Below are 19,187 nucleotides of genomic sequence, written 5' to 3'. Positions count from 1 at the left end.
CTTCAACATTGTTGTTTTTAGTCCACACATTAAAGTTAACATAAAATTGCAGAGTTATAAGAATGAGCGATAAGGTAATTCTGGCTCATCGGTAAAGATATCTCTAAATCCACGATAATGTTGATAATGCATTTTATGTTTATCGGTTGGATAAGTATATTTCCCCCCCACTTGCCAAAAAAATGGCGTAAATTGATAATCTAGGCGATCTTTTTTCATTTGCCATAACACTTCGATTTCACGCGGGTCACTTTGGAAGTTGGCCCAAATGTCATGATGGAAAGGAATAACGACTTTAGTATTGAGTGATTCAGCTGCACGCAAGATATCTGCTGAAGTCATTTTATCTGTTACACCACGTGGATTTTCGCCATAAGATAGCAATGCAACATCAATTTTATAATCATTACCGTGTTTTGCATAATAATTAGAATAGTGTGAATCACCAGAGTGATAAAGTGAACCACCCGTTGTTTCAAATAGATAGTTAACTGCTCTGTCATTCATGCCATCTAAAATAGATTTATCTGTAGATGATACGCCTTTGGGTAGAGTAACGAGTGAAGTTCTATCAAAAGAGTCTAATACACGAATGGTTATGTCACCAACTTGAATTGTTTCGCCAACTTTGGCAACAATGCAGCGATCTTCTGGAACTCCCCAACTTTTCCATAATTCTACACAAGCTTTAGGACCAATAAATTTAACTTTAGATGAACAGTTTTGAATGACCGCAGCAGCCACATTGACATCAATATGATCGGCATGATCGTGCGTTGCCATGACGGCATCAATTTGTTTTATTGCAAAAGGGTCAAGAACAAATGGACTGGTTCTTAAGTTTGGTTGTAATTCACGCACGCCACCCATACGCATCATTTGATGTTGTTTGTTCATTAATGGATTTGCGTGTGTTTTTTTTCCAGTGCCACACCAAAAATCGACAGATATATTTGTATTACCAGCTGATTTTAACCAGATACCGGTACAAGCAAGCCACCACATTGTAAATGTGTTGGGTTTAACTTCTGTCGTTTCTATTTCTTCATTAAGCCAGGTTCCCCATTCAGGAAATGTATTTAATATCCATGATTCACGGGTAATTTCGTTCACTTTACTCATACTTTGTTCCTTTTACAATTTATAGTTAAACTAAAATAACTTTAACGCCTTGCTCCTTAATGCATTCAATCACGTCCTTATTTGCTTGTTTCCCAGTAATTAAAATATCGATTTTATTGACAGGACAAAAAAGCATGCCTGAATTGGCATTTTTATCAATTTTTGAACTATCAACAACAACAACTAAATTTTCGACTTGTTCAAGTATTTGCTGTTCAGCAACAGCGCCTAAAATTTCGTTTTTATAAAGACCGGTTGGCGTTAATGTTTTACCACTGGTAAACATCCATTTGCCTGCATAAGAATTGGTAATATTGGCAATGGGGTTAAGAATAATATTTTGTGTCTTGTTGTATAATCCTCCCATAATGATGACATTTTCATGGTCATGCTCAATTAAGTAACACGCTAATGGAAAGTAGTTAGTAATAATTGAGACATTTTTACCGCACAGTTCGCGACCGAGTAAAAATGCTGTCGAGCCACAGTTTATAATAATGTTTTCTTCATTATTGCATAGTTTAGCAGCACGTATGGCAATGCGTGCTTTTTCGTGATAATGGTCAGTATTGTGATTATCAATTGGTACCCAAGTTGGTTTTACTTCTTCTAATCGCATAATTCCATTGCGGACTTTTTTTACTCGTCCTTCTTGATCCAGTTTTGTGATGTCTCGCCGAGCAGTTGCGGGTGAAATAGCAAAAAGTGAAATTAACTCAGTAACTTTAACCATACCTTTTTCGTTAACTAATGCCACTATTTCGTTATGCCGAGATAGCTCGTTCATTATAACCTCTTTATAATTGTTGATTAAATGTGATTTAAATTGATGATAATTTTCATTTGTATTTATGTCAATTATTTTAAAATTTAATTCACTAAAGTAGTTATCTAATTCATTGATAATAATAACTTTAACTTAAAATTTTGCTCGTGCTTTTTTATCAAAATGTGATAAGTGTCACAGGTGCGGTTATTAATCGTTTGGAAAAGTGATCGTTGTCAAATTAATCAAAAATAATCATTGAATGAATTATTTTGATTGTGGAAGATATCGATGTGATTTAATTTTGATAAAACTTGATTTTCGAGATGTATTGTTTGAGTAATGAGAAATGTCGATAACTGATGAGAGGAACATATGGAAGTAATCTATAACGTATTTTATATTTTTTATAGTCAAGTTATGACAAAGGCGCCTTTGTTGCTGGGTTTGGTAACAATGTTAGGTTATTGTCTATTACGTAAAGATATAACAACAATTTTAAAAGGTACCATCAAAACCATTGTGGGTTTTATGTTATTACAAGTTGGATCTGGCGTGTTAGTTTCAACTTTCAAACCTGTTATCGCTAAACTGGCAGAGTATCATGGCATTAAGGGATCTATTATTGATACCTATGCATCAATGGTGGCCGTTGAAAATGGCATGCATGAAAACTATTCATGGGTTGGTTATGCAGTATTGTTAGCATTGGCTATTAATATCGTGTTGGTGATTTTTCGACGTATAACAGGTATTCGAACCATCATGTTAACTGGCCATATTATGTTTCAGCAGGTCGGTTTAATTGCATTATTTTACTTTCTTTTTGGCTACAGTATGTGGGAAACCATTATCTATTCAGCCGTTATTATCGCGCTTTATTGGGGGATCTTTTCGAATATGATGTTTAAACCCACTGAGGCTGTCACCGGTGGTGCTGGATTTTCAATTGGTCACCAACAACAAATTGGATCATGGATTGCCGTTAAATTAGCGCCCAAACTGGGGAATAAAAACGATTCGGTGGATAATTTAAAACTACCTAAATGGTTGCACATTTTTCATGATAGTATCGCTGCAACCACTATTGTTATGACATTTTTCTTCGGAATTATTTTACTTTCTTTTGGTTTAGATAATTTGCAAACCATGGCGGGATCAACTCATTGGACAATCTATATTTTTGAAACTGGTCTTAAATTTGCTGTGGCGATCCAAGTGATTGTAAGTGGTGTGCGTATGTTTGTTGCTGAGCTGTCTGAAGCCTTTAAAGGTATTTCAGAAAAATTAATTCCCAATGCTGTATTGGCGATTGATTGTGCTGCCATTTATGCATTTTCGCCTAATGCCATGGTATTTGGTTTTATTTGGGGAGCATTAGGACAATTTTTAGCGATTGCTTTATTACTTGTCTTTAAATCACCGATCATGATTATTCCTGGTTTTATTCCGATGTTTTTTTCGAACGCAACCATTGGTGTTTTTGCTAACCACTTTGGTGGTTGGAAGGCCGTTATGAAAATTTGTTTTGTAATGGGCATGATAGAGGTGTTTGGTTCGGCTTGGGTCATTTATATTTTTGCACAAAATGGTACACCGATTGATTCTTGGATGGGAATGGCTGATTGGGCAATATTATTTCCCCCGATTTTACAAGGTTTATCTATTTCGCATTTATTTATCTATGTGCTTATTGCATTAGCCATGCTTTATATGTTCTTTGCTGCTAAACAGTTACGTTTGGATGAAGCCATGCAAAAAAATCAACCAGAGATAAATGATGAACATCAAGATATCAATAAAGCTGTAGTTGAAAAAATGGATGATATCGATACAAGCAAAGATCGCGCAGTTCGCATTTTGGCTGTCTGTGGTAGTGGCCAAGGTTCCTCAATGATGATGAAAATGAAAATTGCCAATTACTTAAATAAAAAAGGAATCCCGAATGAAATGGACTCTTGTGCAGTGACTGATTATAAATCACGTCTTCCTAATGTCGATATTATTGTTGCTTCAAAACATCTTATTCATGAAATTGAAGTTAATGAAGGTCAGTATGCGTTAGGTGTACAAAATATGCTTAATCCACAAACTTTTGGTGATGAGCTTATTAAGCTGATTAATCAAGTAATTTCTAAATAGATTTTCCAATAAAAAAAGGAGTACAACATGGCTTTAAAAGAATCATTAATTGAGAATAACTCTATTTTGCTCAAAGCAGATGTTGCAACCTGGCAAGAAGCTATCAAGCTAGGCACGGATATGTTAGTTGCATCAAAAGCGATAGAGCCGTCCTATTACGATGCCATTATTAACTGCGTTAAAACAATGGGACCCTACATTATTATTGCACCAAATTTTGCTATGCCACATGCCAGACCTGAAGACGGCGTAAATCGAACTGCGTTTGCTTTAGTTACCTTAAAAAATCCCGTCTATTTTGAAGGTGAAGATGAACCAGTGGATGTTTTAGTGACGCTTGCTGGCAGTACGTCTGATCAACATATGGAAGGATTAATGGAAGTGACCCAAATCTTAGATGATGAAGATAGCGAAACCGGCATCGATCTTGACAAATTAAGACGATGTAACTCAAAAGAAGATGTTTATGCCGTTATTGATCAGGCTTTGAGCGGAGGTTGAGTTATGTATCAAGCTTTAAAAAAACGTGTCTTGCAAGCTAATTTATTGTTACCAAAATATAATTTGGTCACCTTTACGTGGGGTAATGTGTCTGAAATTGATCGCACTAAAGCGGTTATTGCCATTAAGCCTTCTGGCGTTGAGTATAGCAATATGACCGTTGACGATATCGTGGTGGTTTCATTATCGGGCGACATTGTTGAAGGGAGGTTGAATCCTTCAAGCGATACGGCAACTCATATTGAACTGTATAAAGCGTTTCCTGATATTGGTGGTGTTGTACATACACATTCACGTTATGCAACCATTTGGGCTCAGGCTGAATTAGATATTCCTGCTTTAGGCACCACACATGCTGATTACTTTTATGGCGATGTGCCCTGCACACGTGAATTGACCGATAGCGAAATTGCAACTGACTACGAAAAAAACACCGGGTTAGTTATTGTTGAAGAATTTAAATGCCGTGGGCTTGATCCTGTCGCAATGCCAGGAGCGGTGATTTCGGGACATGCGCCATTTTGCTGGGGTAAAAGTGCTTTTGATGCTGTACATAATGCCGTTGTACTTGAAGAAATCGCCATGATGGCATTGGCAACCCGCCAACTAAATCAGACAATTAAAATTCAACAAACTTTATCAGATAAGCATTACTTTCGCAAACATGGTGCGAATGCTTACTACGGTCAAAAATAAAAGAGATAAGGAGAAAAACATGTCAACACCAAAATTACAAATTGCGTTAGATCAAACCGAATTAGCACCAGCCTTAGATGTGGCGAAAAATGTAGCAGGATTTGTCGAAATCATTGAAGTTGGCACCATTCTTGCTTTTGGTGCAGGCATGCAAAGTGTAAAAAGGCTAAGAGAGCTCTATCCAAATCATATTTTAGTCTGTGATTTAAAAACAACTGACGGTGGTGCGATATTGGCAAAAATGGCGTTTTCAGCCGGCGCAAATTGGTTAACAGTATCAGCCGCAGCTCACATTGCAACCGTTGAAGCATGTAAAAAAGTGGCTGATGAATTTAAAGGCGAAATTCAAATTGAATTATATGGTCATTGGACATTAGATGATGCGAAAGCGTGGCGGAAATTAGGCATTAAGCAAGCAATATATCATCGGTCACGCGATGCTGAACTTGCTGGTATTGGCTGGAGTGAGGATGATTTAATTAAAATGCGTCAACTTTCTGATTTAGGGTTAGAACTGTCAATTACAGGCGGCATTGTACCTGAAGATATACATCTATTTGCGGGTATTAAAACCAAAGCGTTTATTGCGGGTCGTGCTTTGGCTAATGAAAATGGCAAAAAAACCGCGCAAGCATTAAAAGAACAAATAACTCAATATTGGTAATTACCATCATGTGGCCGTTAATTGGGCCATTTTTCTTTTTTGTTTAATTATTATCAGGTGGTCACTATGTCGCAAAGTACAGATATATCAAGAACAATGTATCAATCTAAAACGACTCCTCGTATAGGGATTTATGAAAAAGCATTGCCTAACGAACTATCATGGCAAGATAAATTAAATGAAGCTAAAACATTAGGATTTGATTTTGTCGAAATTTCAGTCGATGAGTCGCATGCGCGTCGTGCAAGGTTAGATTGGTCTGATGATGAGATATATTCGCTTAGACATTTATGCGAAAAGACTGGCATACCACTTCATTCTATGTGTCTTAGTGCTCATCGTAAATATCCGTTTGGATCAGCAAATAGCGATATTAGAAAAGAAGCCAAAGCCATAATGGATAAAGCAATTACGTTTGCTTATAAATTGGGTATAAGGGTGATTCAGCTTGCTGGATATGATGTGTATTATGAACCGTCTGATTTGCAAACACATCAACGTTTTATTGAAGGAATGAAATGGGCAGCAAAACAGGCCGAGCGAGTTGGCGTAATGTTGGCGGTTGAAATCATGGATACGCAATATCTTAACTGCTTAAGTAAATTTGAAATTCTGAAAAAAGAGATTAACTCGCCTTATTTTATGGCTTATCCAGACGTTGGAAACATCACAGGATGGAATTACGATACTTGCACCGAATTAATGTTAAGTTGTGAGCATATTGTACAAATTCACTTAAAGGACACCCATAAAGTTAAACCCAATTATCCAGGTAAGTTTAGAGATCTTGTTATAGGTGAAGGAGAAGTTGATTTTATTGCTATATTCAAAATGCTTAATGCCATGAATTATGTAGCACCCCTAGTTATCGAAATGTGGGCAAATGATGATAATTGGAAATCCAATATTATCACCGCTCAAAAACGATTGAAAGCAATAGGTGACAAAACAAATTTTCCGCTTTTTTGCTAATATTCTAATCTTTATTTTATTCCTTCAAGGATTAATACCATTGCTGTGATGGGGGAATTAAGCTCCTCGCAAGCCATTTAATGGGGGAGCTTAACATAAAATAGTTTAACGTGTATTAAGTTTTGTGGTTAATGGTGAAAACCAAGCTTTAACTCGCAGTTTATATTTTTATTTATCTTTTTATCTGCTCAAGTTACAAATTTTATATATGTGTTTGCTTAAACATGATTATTTACTCTTTGCACTGCTATGGCTATCGTGTAATATAGATAGCATCATAAAAAAATGGAAAGAATTGCGGATATTGTATGAAATCAACGATAAAATCACTCTCTATCTTTTTTGTTACTTTGGCATTAGTGGGATGTGGATTAAAGGGCCCGCTTTATCAGCCAGTTGAAAAGGCACAAACGCAACAGACCAAACTAACAACAACTGCCTCAATTCAATCTAATATATTGATTAAAAATGCATAGTGGGGTAAGGTGATGGACTTTTTAAATTATCGACATGCTCGCTTATTTGCCAATCAAATTGCGATAGCCGATCTTGCTAAACACTATGGTACCCCGTTATATGTTTATTCGGCCGATCACATCAGTAAACAGTTTCTAGCCTATGAACAGGCTTTGACTAATAATAAGCATTTAGTTTGTTATGCGGTTAAAGCTAACAGTAATTTAGCGGTTTTAAGTTTACTGGTAAAACTGGGAGCGGGTTTTGATATTGTTTCACAAGGTGAGTTAGAGCGAGTATTAAAAGCGGGTGCCGATCCTAAAAAAATTGTTTTTTCTGGTGTTGCTAAATCAATCGTTGAAATTGAACGTGCGCTTGAAGTTGGCATTAAATGCTTTAATGTTGAATCTGAAGCCGAATTGTATCGAATTGATGATGTTGCCAAACGATTAAATAAAACTGCACCGATTTCATTAAGAATCAATCCCGATGTAGATGCTAAAACACATCCTTATATCTCAACAGGTCTACGCGAAAATAAATTTGGGATTAGCTATGAGTTAGCTTTAGATGTTTACCAAAAGGCACGATCATTGGTTAATATTAATATTGTTGGTATTGATTGCCATATTGGTTCACAGTTAACGCAATTGTCGCCATTTCTTGATGCAGCTGATCGTATACTGGCCTTAGTGGATAAACTACAATCGGATAATATTGTTATTGAACATATCGATTTAGGCGGCGGTTTAGGCGTGTGCTATGATAACGAGCAACCTCCAGCAGCAGCACAACTTGTGACTGAGTTAAAAAACAAATTAGCTAATTATCCTGATATTGAAATTTTGTTTGAGCCAGGACGATCTATTGTTGCTAATTCAGGTGTGTTAATTACTAAAGTAGAATATACCAAACACCAAGATGGTATCCATTTTGCGATTGTTGATGCGGGGATGAATGACTTGATCCGTCCTGCACTTTACGATGCCTGGATGAACATATTGCCCGAAAAACAACCACAAGCTAGCGATGAATCTTTCGTATACAATGTTGTTGGTCCAATATGTGAATCAAGCGATGTACTGGCTTATCAGCGCCAGCTTTCGGCTAACCAAGATGATTTATTGGTCATTTGTAGCGCTGGTGCTTATGGCTTTAGTATGGCATCGAATTACAATAGTCATCCAAGGCCTGCTGAAGTGATGCTCATTGATGAACAACAACATAAATTAATCCGTGAGCGTGAATCTTTCGAAGATTTATGGCGCGGTGAAGTGGTTTTATAATATTTGTACATTATATCGAAATGCTCAACACAATAGCACTTCCTTTCGAAGTTGCTGCTGGTTAACAGCCTAAACAGAAGAATAACAAACTAACACGTTTGACAATAGAAGGTAAACTAACGATGAACTTTTCAAAAATGCATGGACTCGGAAATGATTTTATGGTTATTGATGCAGTGACGCAAAATGTTCATCTTTCGACAGAAATGATTAAACGCATGGCAGATAGGTATACGGGGGTCGGGTTTGATCAGCTTCTTATTGTTGAGCCTCCTTATGTACCCGATAGTGATTTTCATTATCGTATTTTTAATTCCGATGGTTCTGAAGTTGAGCAGTGCGGTAATGGTGCTCGTTGTTTTGCGCGTTTTGTTCGTTTAAAAGGACTAAGCCGAAAACGCGTGTTAAAAGTCAGTACCATGAAAGGTAATATTGTTTTAACCGTCAATGACGACGATACCGTACGTGTGAATATGGGGGAGCCTATTTTCGAACCGAATAAGATTCCTTTCAAGGCTATTAAAGAAGAAAAAACCTATATCATTCGTGCACAAGAACAGACCATATTATGTGGTGTTGCATCTATGGGGAATCCTCACTGTGTGATTCAAGTTGATAATATTGTAACAGCAGAAGTGGCAACACTTGGGTCATTATTAGAGCAACATGATCGCTTTCCTGAACGCGCCAATATTGGGTTTATGCATATTATTGATCGCGATAACATTAATTTGCGTGTATTTGAACGTGGGGTTGGCGAAACGAAAGCTTGTGGGACGGGGGCTTGTGCTGCGGTAGCAATCGGTATTAATCAAGGATTATTGAACCAACGTGTTAAGGTTAATTTACCGGGTGGCAAATTATTAATTGAATGGAAAGGCGGCAATCATCCCCTTTATATGACTGGACCTGCTACGCATGTGTATGATGGCTTTATTGCCATTTAATTTTGATATTTTTACTGTATGGCTCTAACATTTGTTGATAGAAAACTTCATAAAATAAGTTGATAATGGTGTTGATTTTTATGTTTGGCGTGATTCAATCAAAAGTAGAAAGCATTAGAAATATAAGATAATACGATAGACGTTAATTATGGTTGCTAAAAATACACGAAAGTTGAGAACAAAACAAATACAACAACAGCCCTCATCGGAAAAATTAAATGACGACATTGTGAGTCAATATCTTATTGATAACCCAGATTTTTTTATGCGAAATGCGCGGTATGTTGAGTACATGCGAGTGCCCCACCCCGTTCGGGGGATTATTTCGTTACCTGAATGGAATATGGCTCGTCAGCGTAACAAAATTAAGCAATTAGAGTGTGAAATATCATTATTAATGGAACATGCCAGCGCTAACGAATTGCTGTTTAGACAACTGATGGATCTACAAATTGAATTGATTAAAGCGCAGGATCTCAATCAATTGATTGTATTATTAAATACATGGGCAAAATCGTTAGGTCTTAGCGGTGCTTATTTATATCTCTTTGACGATAAATGGCTGCTTAGTGCACCGTCAAATTACCCTCACTTAGCTTTAAATTCATCACAATTTGATTTTATTCGTGTTAGACATTTACAGTATACTCAACAATATTTAGGCACTTTAAATTCAACTGAACTTGATTTTTTATTACCTGAACATGGTTATGTTGGGTCGGTGGCTTTAACTTTATTAGGGCAATTTGGGGATTTAGGGCTTTTAATGTTTACTAGCACTAATCCAGAACATTATCAAGCTGGGCAAGGTACATTGTTACTTGAGAAAATGAGTGAAATTTTGCCTATTTTAATTAGCCGATGGATTATGCGAAAAAAATAAGGAAATATCATGGTTCAACTTAACGAAAATGCTAATGCTCCCTTAACATTGCCTGTCGATCAGTTTTTGAATTATTTAAAGTCAGAAAAGCAGCTCAGTTTGAATACTCAAATCAATTATCGACGTCAGCTTTATGCGCTTATTTCGCTGGCAAAAGAAGGTGAAATTTCAACTTGGCAGGATTTAGATTCATCAGCAGTAAGAGTGTTAGTTAGTCGCAGTAAACAAAAAGGATTACAGGCAAGAAGCTTGTCATTAAGGCTATCGGCATTGCGTAGTTTTTGTGATTGGATGGTAAAAAACAAGCTCCTTACTGCCAATCCTGCTCGAGGCGTGTTAAATCCAAAATTAGGTCAGCATCTGCCTAAAAATATTGATATTGACGAAATTAATCAATTGCTTGATATTGAAGCTAACGATCCGCTTTCAGTCCGCGACAGAGCAATGCTTGAAGTTATGTATGGTTCAGGGGTGCGTCTGTCCGAATTAGTTAGTCTTAATTGTCGAGAATTAAATCTTATCGATGGCGAAATTCGCGTAATGGGAAAGGGTAGTAAAGAACGGAAACTGCCATTAGGCCGAGAGTCAATTAAATGGATTAAACATTGGCTTTCGATGCGCGACTCTTTAGTCCCACAAGATGATGCGTTGTTTATTTCAAAATTGGGTAAACGGATTTCACCGCGTAATGTTGAAAAGCGATTTTCACAATGGGGTGTCAAACAAGGGTTAAGTAGTCACGTTCATCCACATAAATTACGCCATTCATTTGCAACTCATATGCTTGAATCAAGTCGGGACTTGCGTGCAGTTCAGGAATTGCTTGGTCATGCCGATTTATCAACGACCCAAGTCTATACCCATTTGGATTTTTCACACTTGTCAGAAGTTTATGACTCAGCTCACCCGCGAGCCAAAAGGGGAAAATAACGATGTACTTTTATCGGTCTATTCATTGTATTAAAGCATTCACATTCGATCTTGATGATACGCTATATGATAACAGTATGATCGTTGAAAAAGCGGAAGAAGAAATGGTTAAAATGCTTCAACGTCATGAACAATTGTGCACTTTAACGACATCTGACTTTTTTGCTGAAAAGTACGCAGTACTGACATCTTATCCTGAAATTTATCATGATGTCATAGTTTGGCGAATTCAAACTATTAAATCGCTATTAAGTAAAACTAATATTCCAGTATCAAAATTTGCTGATGTGATTGATGAATCTGTCACCTGTTTTAATTTTTGGCGACACAAGATAAACGTTCCTGAATCAACACATTTGCTATTAACCAAATTGGCAACTAAATATCCTTTAGCGGTGATTACTAATGGTAACGTTGATATTCATCAAATTGGTTTGGGTGACTATTTTCAGTTTTCATTACGTGGTGGTGAACATGGGCGTTCAAAACCTTTTCCCGAGATTTTTGATTTGGCCTCTGATAAGCTAGCTATTCCATCACATCATATTTTACATGTGGGCGATAATCTATTAACTGATGTCAATGGTGCAATTAATAACGGCTTTTTGGCTTGCTTTATCAATATTTATCATCGTAATATTTTACACCTTGATAATGCAAGTTGTTTGCCTCATATAGAAATAACTCAATTGCCAGAATTGGAGAATCTGTTATAATCATTCCTTTTTCTGTATAAATAGACAGTAAATTTATATAAAGATAGGTTAAGTTCTGGCAAATTGCACTCAAAGAAACTTATCTTTAGATTCTGTTCGATTACAGTCGTCAAAATATCTCGAATTATGATAAAAATATTAATAACACACTCAACATTAATGCTGGTTAATGTTTTCTATTATCAAAATAGGTTTGAATTTAATGGAAATTAATAAAACATTATTAGATGGACTGAATGCAGAGCAACAAAATGCTGTCACCACTGATAACCAATATACCATTGTTCTTGCCGGTGCTGGGAGTGGTAAAACTCGCGTTTTAGTTCATCGTATTGCTTGGCTTTGTCTTGAAAAGCATTATTCGCCTAGTTCTATTTTTGCCGTTACATTTACCAATAAAGCTGCTGCCGAAATGCAAGAGCGGATTCAAGCATTAGTAGGTGAGGGTTATTTCAATGGCATGTGGGTAGGTACGTTTCATGGATTGACCCATCGTTTATTACGCATGTTTCCTGAGCAAGCTAAGTTGCCGCCTAATTTTCAACTTATTGATACAGAAGATCAAATTCGGCTTATCAAGCGAATTTTTCGTGAACTAAAAATCGACGAAAAACAGTGGTCAGCCAAACAGTGTGCTGGTTTTATTTCCACTCAAAAAGAAAAGGGACTTCGTGCGGATGATATTGTTCCTGAAGATCCTAAACAAGTTATGTGGCAAACGATTTATCGCGATTATCAAGCCATTTGTGATAGAGTCGGTTATGTTGATTTTTCTGAATTAATCCTAAGATCTTATGAACTGCTTTGCCGTGATAACGAAGTTTTAGCTTACTGTCATCATCGTTTTAGTAATATATTAATTGATGAATTTCAAGATACCAATAAAATTCAATACCGGTTGGTGCAAAAAATAGCGGGTAATACAGCTAATGTGATGATTGTTGGTGATGATGACCAGTCTATCTATAGTTGGCGTGGTGCTAATGCGGATAATCTTCAATTATTTAGCAATGATTACCCCGAAACAGAAATTATTCGTTTAGAGCAAAATTACCGTTCAACAGGTAATATTTTAGATGTAGCGAATAGTTTGATAGCGCAAAACCGAAATCGATTGGGTAAGAATCTATGGACAGATAGAGGCGAGGGTGAAAAGATTTCGCTTTATATTGGTTTTAATGATATTGACGAAGCAAGATTTGTTGTGAGTCAAATAAAAAAATGCCATCAAGAAGGCGAAAAGTTTGCAGATTGCGCTATTTTGTACCGCAATAATCTACAATCTCGCCTACTTGAAGATACATTATTACAAGCAGGATTACCTTACCAAATTTATGGCTCCATTCGTTTTTATGAAAGACAAGAAGTTAAATTAGCGCTTGCCTATTTGCGACTATTGCATGATCACAATAATGACATGGCGTTTGAAGCTACAATCAATACTCCAACACGAGGTGTTGGTAATATCACGCTAGATAAAGTTAGGTTGACAGCAAAGCAACATAATATTTCGTTATGGAATGCATGCTTAATGCTAATTCAAAGCAATGCATTGACTGAAAGACAGTGCTCAGGTATTAGTCGCTTTTTGGAATTGATGGAATCTATCTATAATGAAGTTGGGGAGCAACCATTTTACAAGCAGCTTGATGCCATTATAAAATTATCTGGTGTTTTGCAAATGTACGAGCAAGAACCTGGCATTAAAGGGCAAGCAAGGTTAGAAAATCTTGAAGAATTAGTATCAGCCGCTGAGCAGTTCTATCGTGCTAATGAAAACACAGTTATTCAAGATAGTATAACGGGTAAAACTTTGACGGTTTTAGAATCATTTTTGGCTTATACTTCACTAGAAAGCCGAGATGTGATTAATGAGCAAGATTCAGTTCAGTTAATGACTCTGCATTCAGCCAAAGGTCTTGAATTTGATAATGTGTTTATTGTTGGATTAGAAGAGGGTATATTCCCAGATTTACGATCTTCTCAAGAATTCGACAAAATGGAAGAAGAAAGGCGTCTTGCTTATGTAGGTATTACTAGAGCACGTAAATGCTTAACATTGTCATTAGCTCAGATAAGGCGTCTATATGGTCGTGAGGAGCGTAATTTACCGTCACGTTTTCTAGCAGAATTACCCATTGATAAATTAAATGAAATTAGTTATCAAGGTAATATCACGCTATCTGAGAGAAAAAAATCTTATCCTAAACAAAAGCCGCAATGTGATGGTTATAAATTAGGTCGTAAAGTGTTACATAAACGTTTTGGTGAAGGAACTATTGTCAATCTTGATGGCGAGGGTGAACACAAACGTGTACAAATTGCTTTTGTTAATGAAGGCATTAAGTGGTTGGTAGTTAAACTGGCAAACCTAACTTTATTGTAGGTTTTTCTTTTGAATAAGATTGGTTAATTATGCGATGAAAACGGGAGTTAAGTGTTAAATTAATTCCCTTTTTTGTATATATTATTGATCAGCTTGTTCTTTTACAGCCTCAGAAAAAATTTGGTCGAACGACTTGTTGGTTCGATTGCAAATCCAATTATTATCGACATAATCAAAATGATACCCTTGATTGCGAGTGGCTAGCCAAACTTGAAATAGTGGTTCTTGGGTATTGACAATAATCTTACTACTATTGGGGAAGCTAACTGTGATGACATTGCCGTTTGTTTCGTAATCTAAATCGATGTCATGCTCATCTGCATAACCATCCAAAAACAGCTCGATTTTATTAAATAACTGATCAGCAAGCGTATAGAATTGTTTGATATTCATAAAGGTGTAATCATTCAGGTAAATAATGGCGTGATATTAGCATAAATGGATATACTCTGCCACAGCAAGATGGCAAGAGTTAAATAAGTATTGACTAATTATTCATTTGCAAGAGGCAAAGAACAGGCAATAACAAGTAGCTTATATTGTTCTTGGTCTTGGCTCATCGCTAACCAGCGGTTTGGCATTTGAATGGTATTAACTAATTTGCCGTCACCAAAGTTGTTTTCGATTGTTCTAAGTTCACCTTTCGCTAACTCCATTTTGTCGCAATTGGCATAATAATCAATTTCAATGGCGTGATAGGGCGTTACAGTACTATCATCATTTTTTTGCACTAATGCTGGGCTATAATTTGTCACTTCTTTAAACATACGAATTTTGGCATTGAAAGGATGAAGCTTAATCGAATTCCTATCTAAAAAAGAATAACCAATAGTATTATCTTCTTTTGATTTAGATGTTGGAATAAATTGTTCACCTACTCTAGGATCTTTTAAACTCTCTACTGCTGTATTGGTATTCGCTTTAGCGTCAACATTAGTTTGTTCTACAACGGCATGACTAAATGTTGCAAAAGAAAAAAGAATTAAGAATAAACTAAGCTTTTTCATTAAATATTATCTCCATGTTTTGAAGCCGCTTCTGTAGGGGTAGCTTGTGGTTGAGATTGTTGTACTTGTTTTTCTTTTTGCTTTTTCTCTTTATAGGCTTTAATCCGTTCTTGACGTTCAGCTTCTTGTTTTTCAATGATTGGTTTTAGATCAGGGCGAGTTGCAAGAAGCGTCTCTTTATCTAAATCACCTTGAATAGAACAAAAAACACTAGTTTGATTATTGGTAGAGGGTTCTAAATAAAGTGACTTATTCATCGTGCCGAGCCTTGGAATAACACCATCAATAGCATAAGGATCATCTTGCCATTCTGGAGATTTCAATTGGCGATCATAAATTTTTGCGTTTGCTATATAAATATTAGCGTTGTATGGCAACCAATTAATATTATTTAAAGAGGCTTTAATTTCATCTTCAGTATTATTAAAGATGAACCCCCAGTACAAAAAATGACCTGACAATGAGGTTGGAATATAGATATTTTGATAACCAGTAATTTCTAAACCACGATACTTAATTGGTTTTTTAAACAGGACTTTGTTCTTATCATTTTGTTGAATAGATTCAACAGGGATATAAGTTACGTTATCGGGTGTTGTCATTAAGTCAACATATTGACTTATTGACTCTTGATGCATAGCAAGTTGCTCAAAAAACTGATTATTACATTGAAGAAATGTATCGATTACCTTATCAGTTTCACTCTTCCTATTGTTGTTTTGTGCAAAAGTTGTACAAGAAAAAAAAGCTGCACACACAAGCACAGAAAATTTTTTTAGAAGCATGTGAAAATCCTTTGTTCAATAATTATACTTATTGTTGTAAACCCATTGTAAAGTAATGTAAATGCTTGTGTCAATTAACATTCTATAAATTTTCAATAAAAACCATTAAATCTCCGTTTTTAAAAGATATTTTAACCAAATCGCTAATTGCTTTGTTTCTTAAACTAACACTGCCACCTAGGAATAAAGTTTGGTCAATCAAAGGATACTGAAAGCCGGTGATAGTTAAACCCGTTACTTTGGAAAGTGGCATTAGTGAAATAATATGATCTTTTACATGAGTAATTTCCTGATGATATTTGGCAAAAAAGAAATGGCAATAATTATCATAAAACGTTATTTGATATTGATGATAATATTGCATTGCAACAGAAAGATTTCCTAAAAAGTGATCGCTCGCCCTTCCTGTAGCGCCAAATACATCAAATGAAGTTATCCCTTTACTCATTAGAAATAAAAGTGCTTTTTCAAAATCCGTTTTATTTTGATCGGGTGTATGAATAACTTCAGTTTTGGGAGGAATTTTACCGTTTGAATTATAACTGTCTAAATCACCAATAATAAAATCAGGTTGGATTGTTGATGTGGACAGATAATTATGGTAAGCACCATCAGTACAAGCGATATAGGTGTACTTTTCTAAATTACAAAAGCTATGCAATGGCGGCTCACCATTGACAAAGAGTAAGGCTTTATTTTGTGACATCGGCTTCCTTTTAGGTTTACCTGATTGGTTAATTACAAAGCTAACGTATAAGCCATGATAATCGCATCTTCTTGTTTACCATCGGTTGTTGGATAATAATTTTTTCGAATTGTGATTTGATTAAAACCCAGCGCATGGTATAGCGAAATTGCTGACGTATTTGATTGCCTGACTTCAAGCCAAAGTGTTGAAATCGGACAAGGCGATTTTATGGTTATTAACGCTTCTATCAAATGGTTGAGTAGAGCTTTTGCCAGTCCTTGCTTTCTAAAATCGGGATGAATTGCAATATTAAATAAATTAGCTTCATCGGCGACTTGTTGGCAGATGCAAAATCCTACTATTTGGTTATCAATCGTTATTTTAAAATTTAAGTAATGATCACCTTGGTTTGAAAAGAACGTCTGTTTTGACCAAGGGATTGCATGACAGATCAGCTCTAATTCAAAAGCTTTTACTAAATCATGTTCGGTCAGGGTGGAAATAGTTTTCATATTGACATAACTGTTGCCAAAGTAGGCGTTTTTGTTGGGGTGCTTTTGCAAGCTGATCTAAGCTAGCGGTTTGAATCGTTAATGGGTTTTGCCAAGACTCTTCAGGCGTTATATCGATAAACCAAATCACTGTTTTAATATCACTCGCTGATACAATAAGTTGAGATGGTGTTAATACTAGCACCTGATCTTGGGTAAGACGAATCGCATTTAATATATCCAGATAGATTTTTTGGGTTGGTTGCTCTTTGGCAACGACAATTAGTCGGATCTTATCGCTGATATGAGTGGCGATTTCGCCCTTAAAGACATTTGTGTTGCGCAAAACATATTGCGTTATATTGCACTGCTTTAGGTACCAATCTTGTTGCGTCATTATTGACTTACTGTTTTTTATTAGAGATTAAAGATAGTTAATTGTATAATCAATGCATCAATTTATAAAGGTTTTTCATTGAGGAAATATGGCAACATCAGCTTTTACTCCAGCAAGTCAAGTACTTGAGCGTCATCAAACATTTTTTAGTAATAAAAATGTGATCATCGCTGGTGATATTCAAGACAGTTATCCCGCTATCATGTCAGCAAATCAAGTTAAGATTCATTGCACACAATTTCATACTTATTTACGTTTAAAAAATAGTGTCCGTGGCAAGTATACCTATTTTTCATTGTTGCCAGAAGCAGAACTCTATGTTGGCATGGATACGCTAATTTACTATTGGCCAAAAACAAAAAGCGAAGCACAATTTCAGATTTCTTATTTATTGCATAATATGCCAAAAGGCAGTGATATTTTTATCATTGGTGAAAATAGAACAGGTGTAAAAAGCGTGGAAGATTTATTGAGTGATTTTGGTACAATTCAAAAAATCGATAGTGCAAGGCGTTGTGGCTTATATCATTTTCAGGCGGATAGCCGTTTAGCGTTTGATCTTAATGAGTGGTGGTTAAGTTATCATTTAACTATTGAAAATCAAGATATCGAAATTAAAAGTTTGCCAGGTGTATTTAGCCAAAAAGGGTTAGATGCAGGCAGTGAGTTATTATTAAATGCATTAATAGATCATGCTGATATTATAAAAGGCAATGTATTGGATGTGGGCTGTGGCTCGGGTATATTATCTACAGTGCTTGGTAAATTATGCCATGATATAGAACTGACGTTATCCGATGTTAGTAGCGCAGCAATTGAGTCAAGCAAAATGACGTTAGCCAGTAATAGTGTAAATGGGGTCGTTGTGGCCAGTGATGTTTTTTCTCATTTAAATGGTAAATATCATCTTATTGTTTCGAATCCCCCTTTTCATGATGGTAAACAAACCAGTTACACTGCGGTTAATTCCTTAATTAAGGAAGCTAAAAAACATTTAAAATTAAATGGTTATTTGTGCATTGTGGCAAATTCATTTTTACCGTATCAAGCCATTTTAGATGAAACATTCAAATGTGTTGAAGTGATAGCCCAAACGACTAAATTTAAAGTTTATTTAGCAAGCCATTAATAAGTGAGGTTCGTTTATTTTTTAAAGAAAAGGATACGTTGCAATACATATCACAAGTTTTATCAAGTTTTACAAATAAAGGGGCGATTTTATCGCCCTCAGATTGATGACAAACCTCGATATAATTCGGGGTTTATTTTTTTATTTAAACCATAAATAGGATTTTTAATTTGGATTTTATTAAATAAATTAAAAAATAGCTTAAAAAAACGTAACAAAAATA

21 protein-coding genes are annotated in these 19,187 nt (G+C 35.8%); 13 read left to right on the top strand and 8 right to left on the bottom strand.

From position 1 onward, the window contains the following. Window positions 1–54: 54 nt before the first annotated feature. On the bottom strand, window positions 55–1,122 hold the full coding sequence (gene ulaG / locus A9G24_RS00145) for an L-ascorbate 6-phosphate lactonase (RefSeq protein WP_065637221.1): 1,068 nt from the start codon (window positions 1,120–1,122) through the stop codon (window positions 55–57). A gap of 25 nt (window positions 1,123–1,147) precedes the next feature. Further along, on the bottom strand, window positions 1,148–1,909 hold the full coding sequence (gene ulaR / locus A9G24_RS00140) for an HTH-type transcriptional regulator UlaR (protein ID WP_065587453.1): 762 nt from the start codon (window positions 1,907–1,909) through the stop codon (window positions 1,148–1,150). Window positions 1,910–2,263: 354 nt separating this feature from the next. Between ulaR and A9G24_RS00135 the strand changes: the two genes are divergently transcribed. The 12 genes from A9G24_RS00135 to uvrD all read left to right on the top strand — a co-directional run bounded on the left by A9G24_RS00135 (window position 2,264) and on the right by uvrD (window position 14,467). Beyond that, window positions 2,264–4,030, top strand: a complete 1,767-nt coding sequence (locus tag A9G24_RS00135) for a PTS ascorbate-specific subunit IIBC (RefSeq protein ID WP_065587454.1) — start codon at window positions 2,264–2,266, stop codon at window positions 4,028–4,030. Between the two features lie 27 nt (window positions 4,031–4,057). Beyond that, entirely contained in the window at window positions 4,058–4,531 is a 474-nt protein-coding gene (locus tag A9G24_RS00130; protein WP_065637220.1) for a PTS sugar transporter subunit IIA, read from the top strand. Window positions 4,532–4,534: 3 nt separating this feature from the next. Beyond that, window positions 4,535–5,227: an L-ribulose-5-phosphate 4-epimerase gene (locus tag A9G24_RS00125; RefSeq protein ID WP_065637219.1), complete on the top strand. Its 693-nt coding sequence runs from the start codon at window positions 4,535–4,537 to the stop codon at window positions 5,225–5,227. Window positions 5,228–5,246: 19 nt separating this feature from the next. Next, on the top strand, window positions 5,247–5,891 hold the full coding sequence (locus A9G24_RS00120) for a 3-keto-L-gulonate-6-phosphate decarboxylase UlaD (protein WP_065637218.1): 645 nt from the start codon (window positions 5,247–5,249) through the stop codon (window positions 5,889–5,891). Window positions 5,892–5,987: 96 nt separating this feature from the next. Beyond that, window positions 5,988–6,863, top strand: coding sequence for an L-ribulose-5-phosphate 3-epimerase (locus tag A9G24_RS00115; protein WP_065637227.1), 876 nt, complete (start codon window positions 5,988–5,990; stop codon window positions 6,861–6,863). A 308-nt stretch (window positions 6,864–7,171) separates the two neighbouring features. Continuing rightward, the gene (gene lptM / locus A9G24_RS12595) at window positions 7,172–7,339 is read left to right on the top strand and encodes an LPS translocon maturation chaperone LptM (protein ID WP_141673008.1); all 168 of its coding nucleotides are present in this window, start codon (window positions 7,172–7,174) and stop codon (window positions 7,337–7,339) included. 12 nt (window positions 7,340–7,351) lie between these two features. Continuing rightward, window positions 7,352–8,605 carry a diaminopimelate decarboxylase gene (gene lysA / locus A9G24_RS00110; protein ID WP_065637217.1) on the top strand — a complete coding sequence of 418 codons (1,254 nt, stop codon included), beginning with the start codon at window positions 7,352–7,354 and terminating at the stop codon, window positions 8,603–8,605. 122 nt (window positions 8,606–8,727) lie between these two features. Further along, a complete protein-coding gene (gene dapF / locus A9G24_RS00105) occupies window positions 8,728–9,552 on the top strand; it encodes a diaminopimelate epimerase (RefSeq protein ID WP_065637216.1) in 825 nt (274 codons plus the stop codon). Between the two features lie 148 nt (window positions 9,553–9,700). Next, window positions 9,701–10,435: a DUF484 family protein gene (locus A9G24_RS00100; protein WP_065637215.1), complete on the top strand. Its 735-nt coding sequence runs from the start codon at window positions 9,701–9,703 to the stop codon at window positions 10,433–10,435. Window positions 10,436–10,444: 9 nt separating this feature from the next. Further along, complete coding sequence (gene xerC / locus A9G24_RS00095; protein WP_065637214.1) at window positions 10,445–11,365, top strand: tyrosine recombinase XerC; 921 nt, start codon at window positions 10,445–10,447, stop codon at window positions 11,363–11,365. Window positions 11,366–11,367: 2 nt separating this feature from the next. Then, window positions 11,368–12,081 (top strand): 5-amino-6-(5-phospho-D-ribitylamino)uracil phosphatase YigB, encoded by a 714-nt coding sequence (yigB, locus tag A9G24_RS00090; protein WP_065637213.1) that lies wholly within the window; start codon window positions 11,368–11,370, stop codon window positions 12,079–12,081. A gap of 202 nt (window positions 12,082–12,283) precedes the next feature. Continuing rightward, on the top strand, window positions 12,284–14,467 hold the full coding sequence (uvrD, locus tag A9G24_RS00085; RefSeq protein ID WP_065637212.1) for a DNA helicase II: 2,184 nt from the start codon (window positions 12,284–12,286) through the stop codon (window positions 14,465–14,467). 81 nt (window positions 14,468–14,548) lie between these two features. On the opposite strand, the gene cyaY is transcribed toward uvrD, so the two are convergent. The 6 genes from cyaY to A9G24_RS00055 form a co-directional block, all read right to left on the bottom strand. Further along, window positions 14,549–14,860, bottom strand: coding sequence for an iron donor protein CyaY (gene cyaY / locus A9G24_RS00080; protein ID WP_065637211.1), 312 nt, complete (start codon window positions 14,858–14,860; stop codon window positions 14,549–14,551). A 98-nt stretch (window positions 14,861–14,958) separates the two neighbouring features. Then, window positions 14,959–15,474 (bottom strand): surface-adhesin E family protein, encoded by a 516-nt coding sequence (locus tag A9G24_RS00075; protein WP_065637210.1) that lies wholly within the window; start codon window positions 15,472–15,474, stop codon window positions 14,959–14,961. After that, the gene (locus A9G24_RS12760; protein WP_065637209.1) at window positions 15,474–16,259 is read right to left on the bottom strand and encodes a hypothetical protein; all 786 of its coding nucleotides are present in this window, start codon (window positions 16,257–16,259) and stop codon (window positions 15,474–15,476) included. Before A9G24_RS12760 ends, A9G24_RS00075 begins: the two co-directional genes overlap by 1 nt. 82 nt (window positions 16,260–16,341) lie before the next feature. Further along, window positions 16,342–16,965, bottom strand: coding sequence for a thiamine diphosphokinase (locus tag A9G24_RS00065; protein ID WP_065637208.1), 624 nt, complete (start codon window positions 16,963–16,965; stop codon window positions 16,342–16,344). A 32-nt stretch (window positions 16,966–16,997) separates the two neighbouring features. Then, the gene (gene rimI, locus A9G24_RS00060; protein WP_065637207.1) at window positions 16,998–17,459 is read right to left on the bottom strand and encodes a ribosomal protein S18-alanine N-acetyltransferase; all 462 of its coding nucleotides are present in this window, start codon (window positions 17,457–17,459) and stop codon (window positions 16,998–17,000) included. Further along, on the bottom strand, window positions 17,428–17,835 hold the full coding sequence (locus tag A9G24_RS00055) for a DNA polymerase III subunit psi (RefSeq protein WP_065587470.1): 408 nt from the start codon (window positions 17,833–17,835) through the stop codon (window positions 17,428–17,430). Before A9G24_RS00055 ends, rimI begins: the two co-directional genes overlap by 32 nt. Window positions 17,836–17,923: 88 nt before the next feature. Between A9G24_RS00055 and rsmC the strand changes: the two genes are divergently transcribed. Further along, a complete protein-coding gene (gene rsmC, locus A9G24_RS00050; protein WP_065637206.1) occupies window positions 17,924–18,964 on the top strand; it encodes a 16S rRNA (guanine(1207)-N(2))-methyltransferase RsmC in 1,041 nt (346 codons plus the stop codon). Window positions 18,965–19,187 lie beyond the last annotated feature (223 nt).

This window comes from Gilliamella sp. App6-5 (assembly GCF_001690525.1).
GTDB classification, from domain to species: Bacteria; Pseudomonadota; Gammaproteobacteria; order Enterobacterales; family Orbaceae; genus Gilliamella; species Gilliamella apicola_H.
The sequence above is the reverse complement of the archived record's forward strand: the minus strand, read 5'-3'. Positions and strand labels throughout refer to the sequence as shown.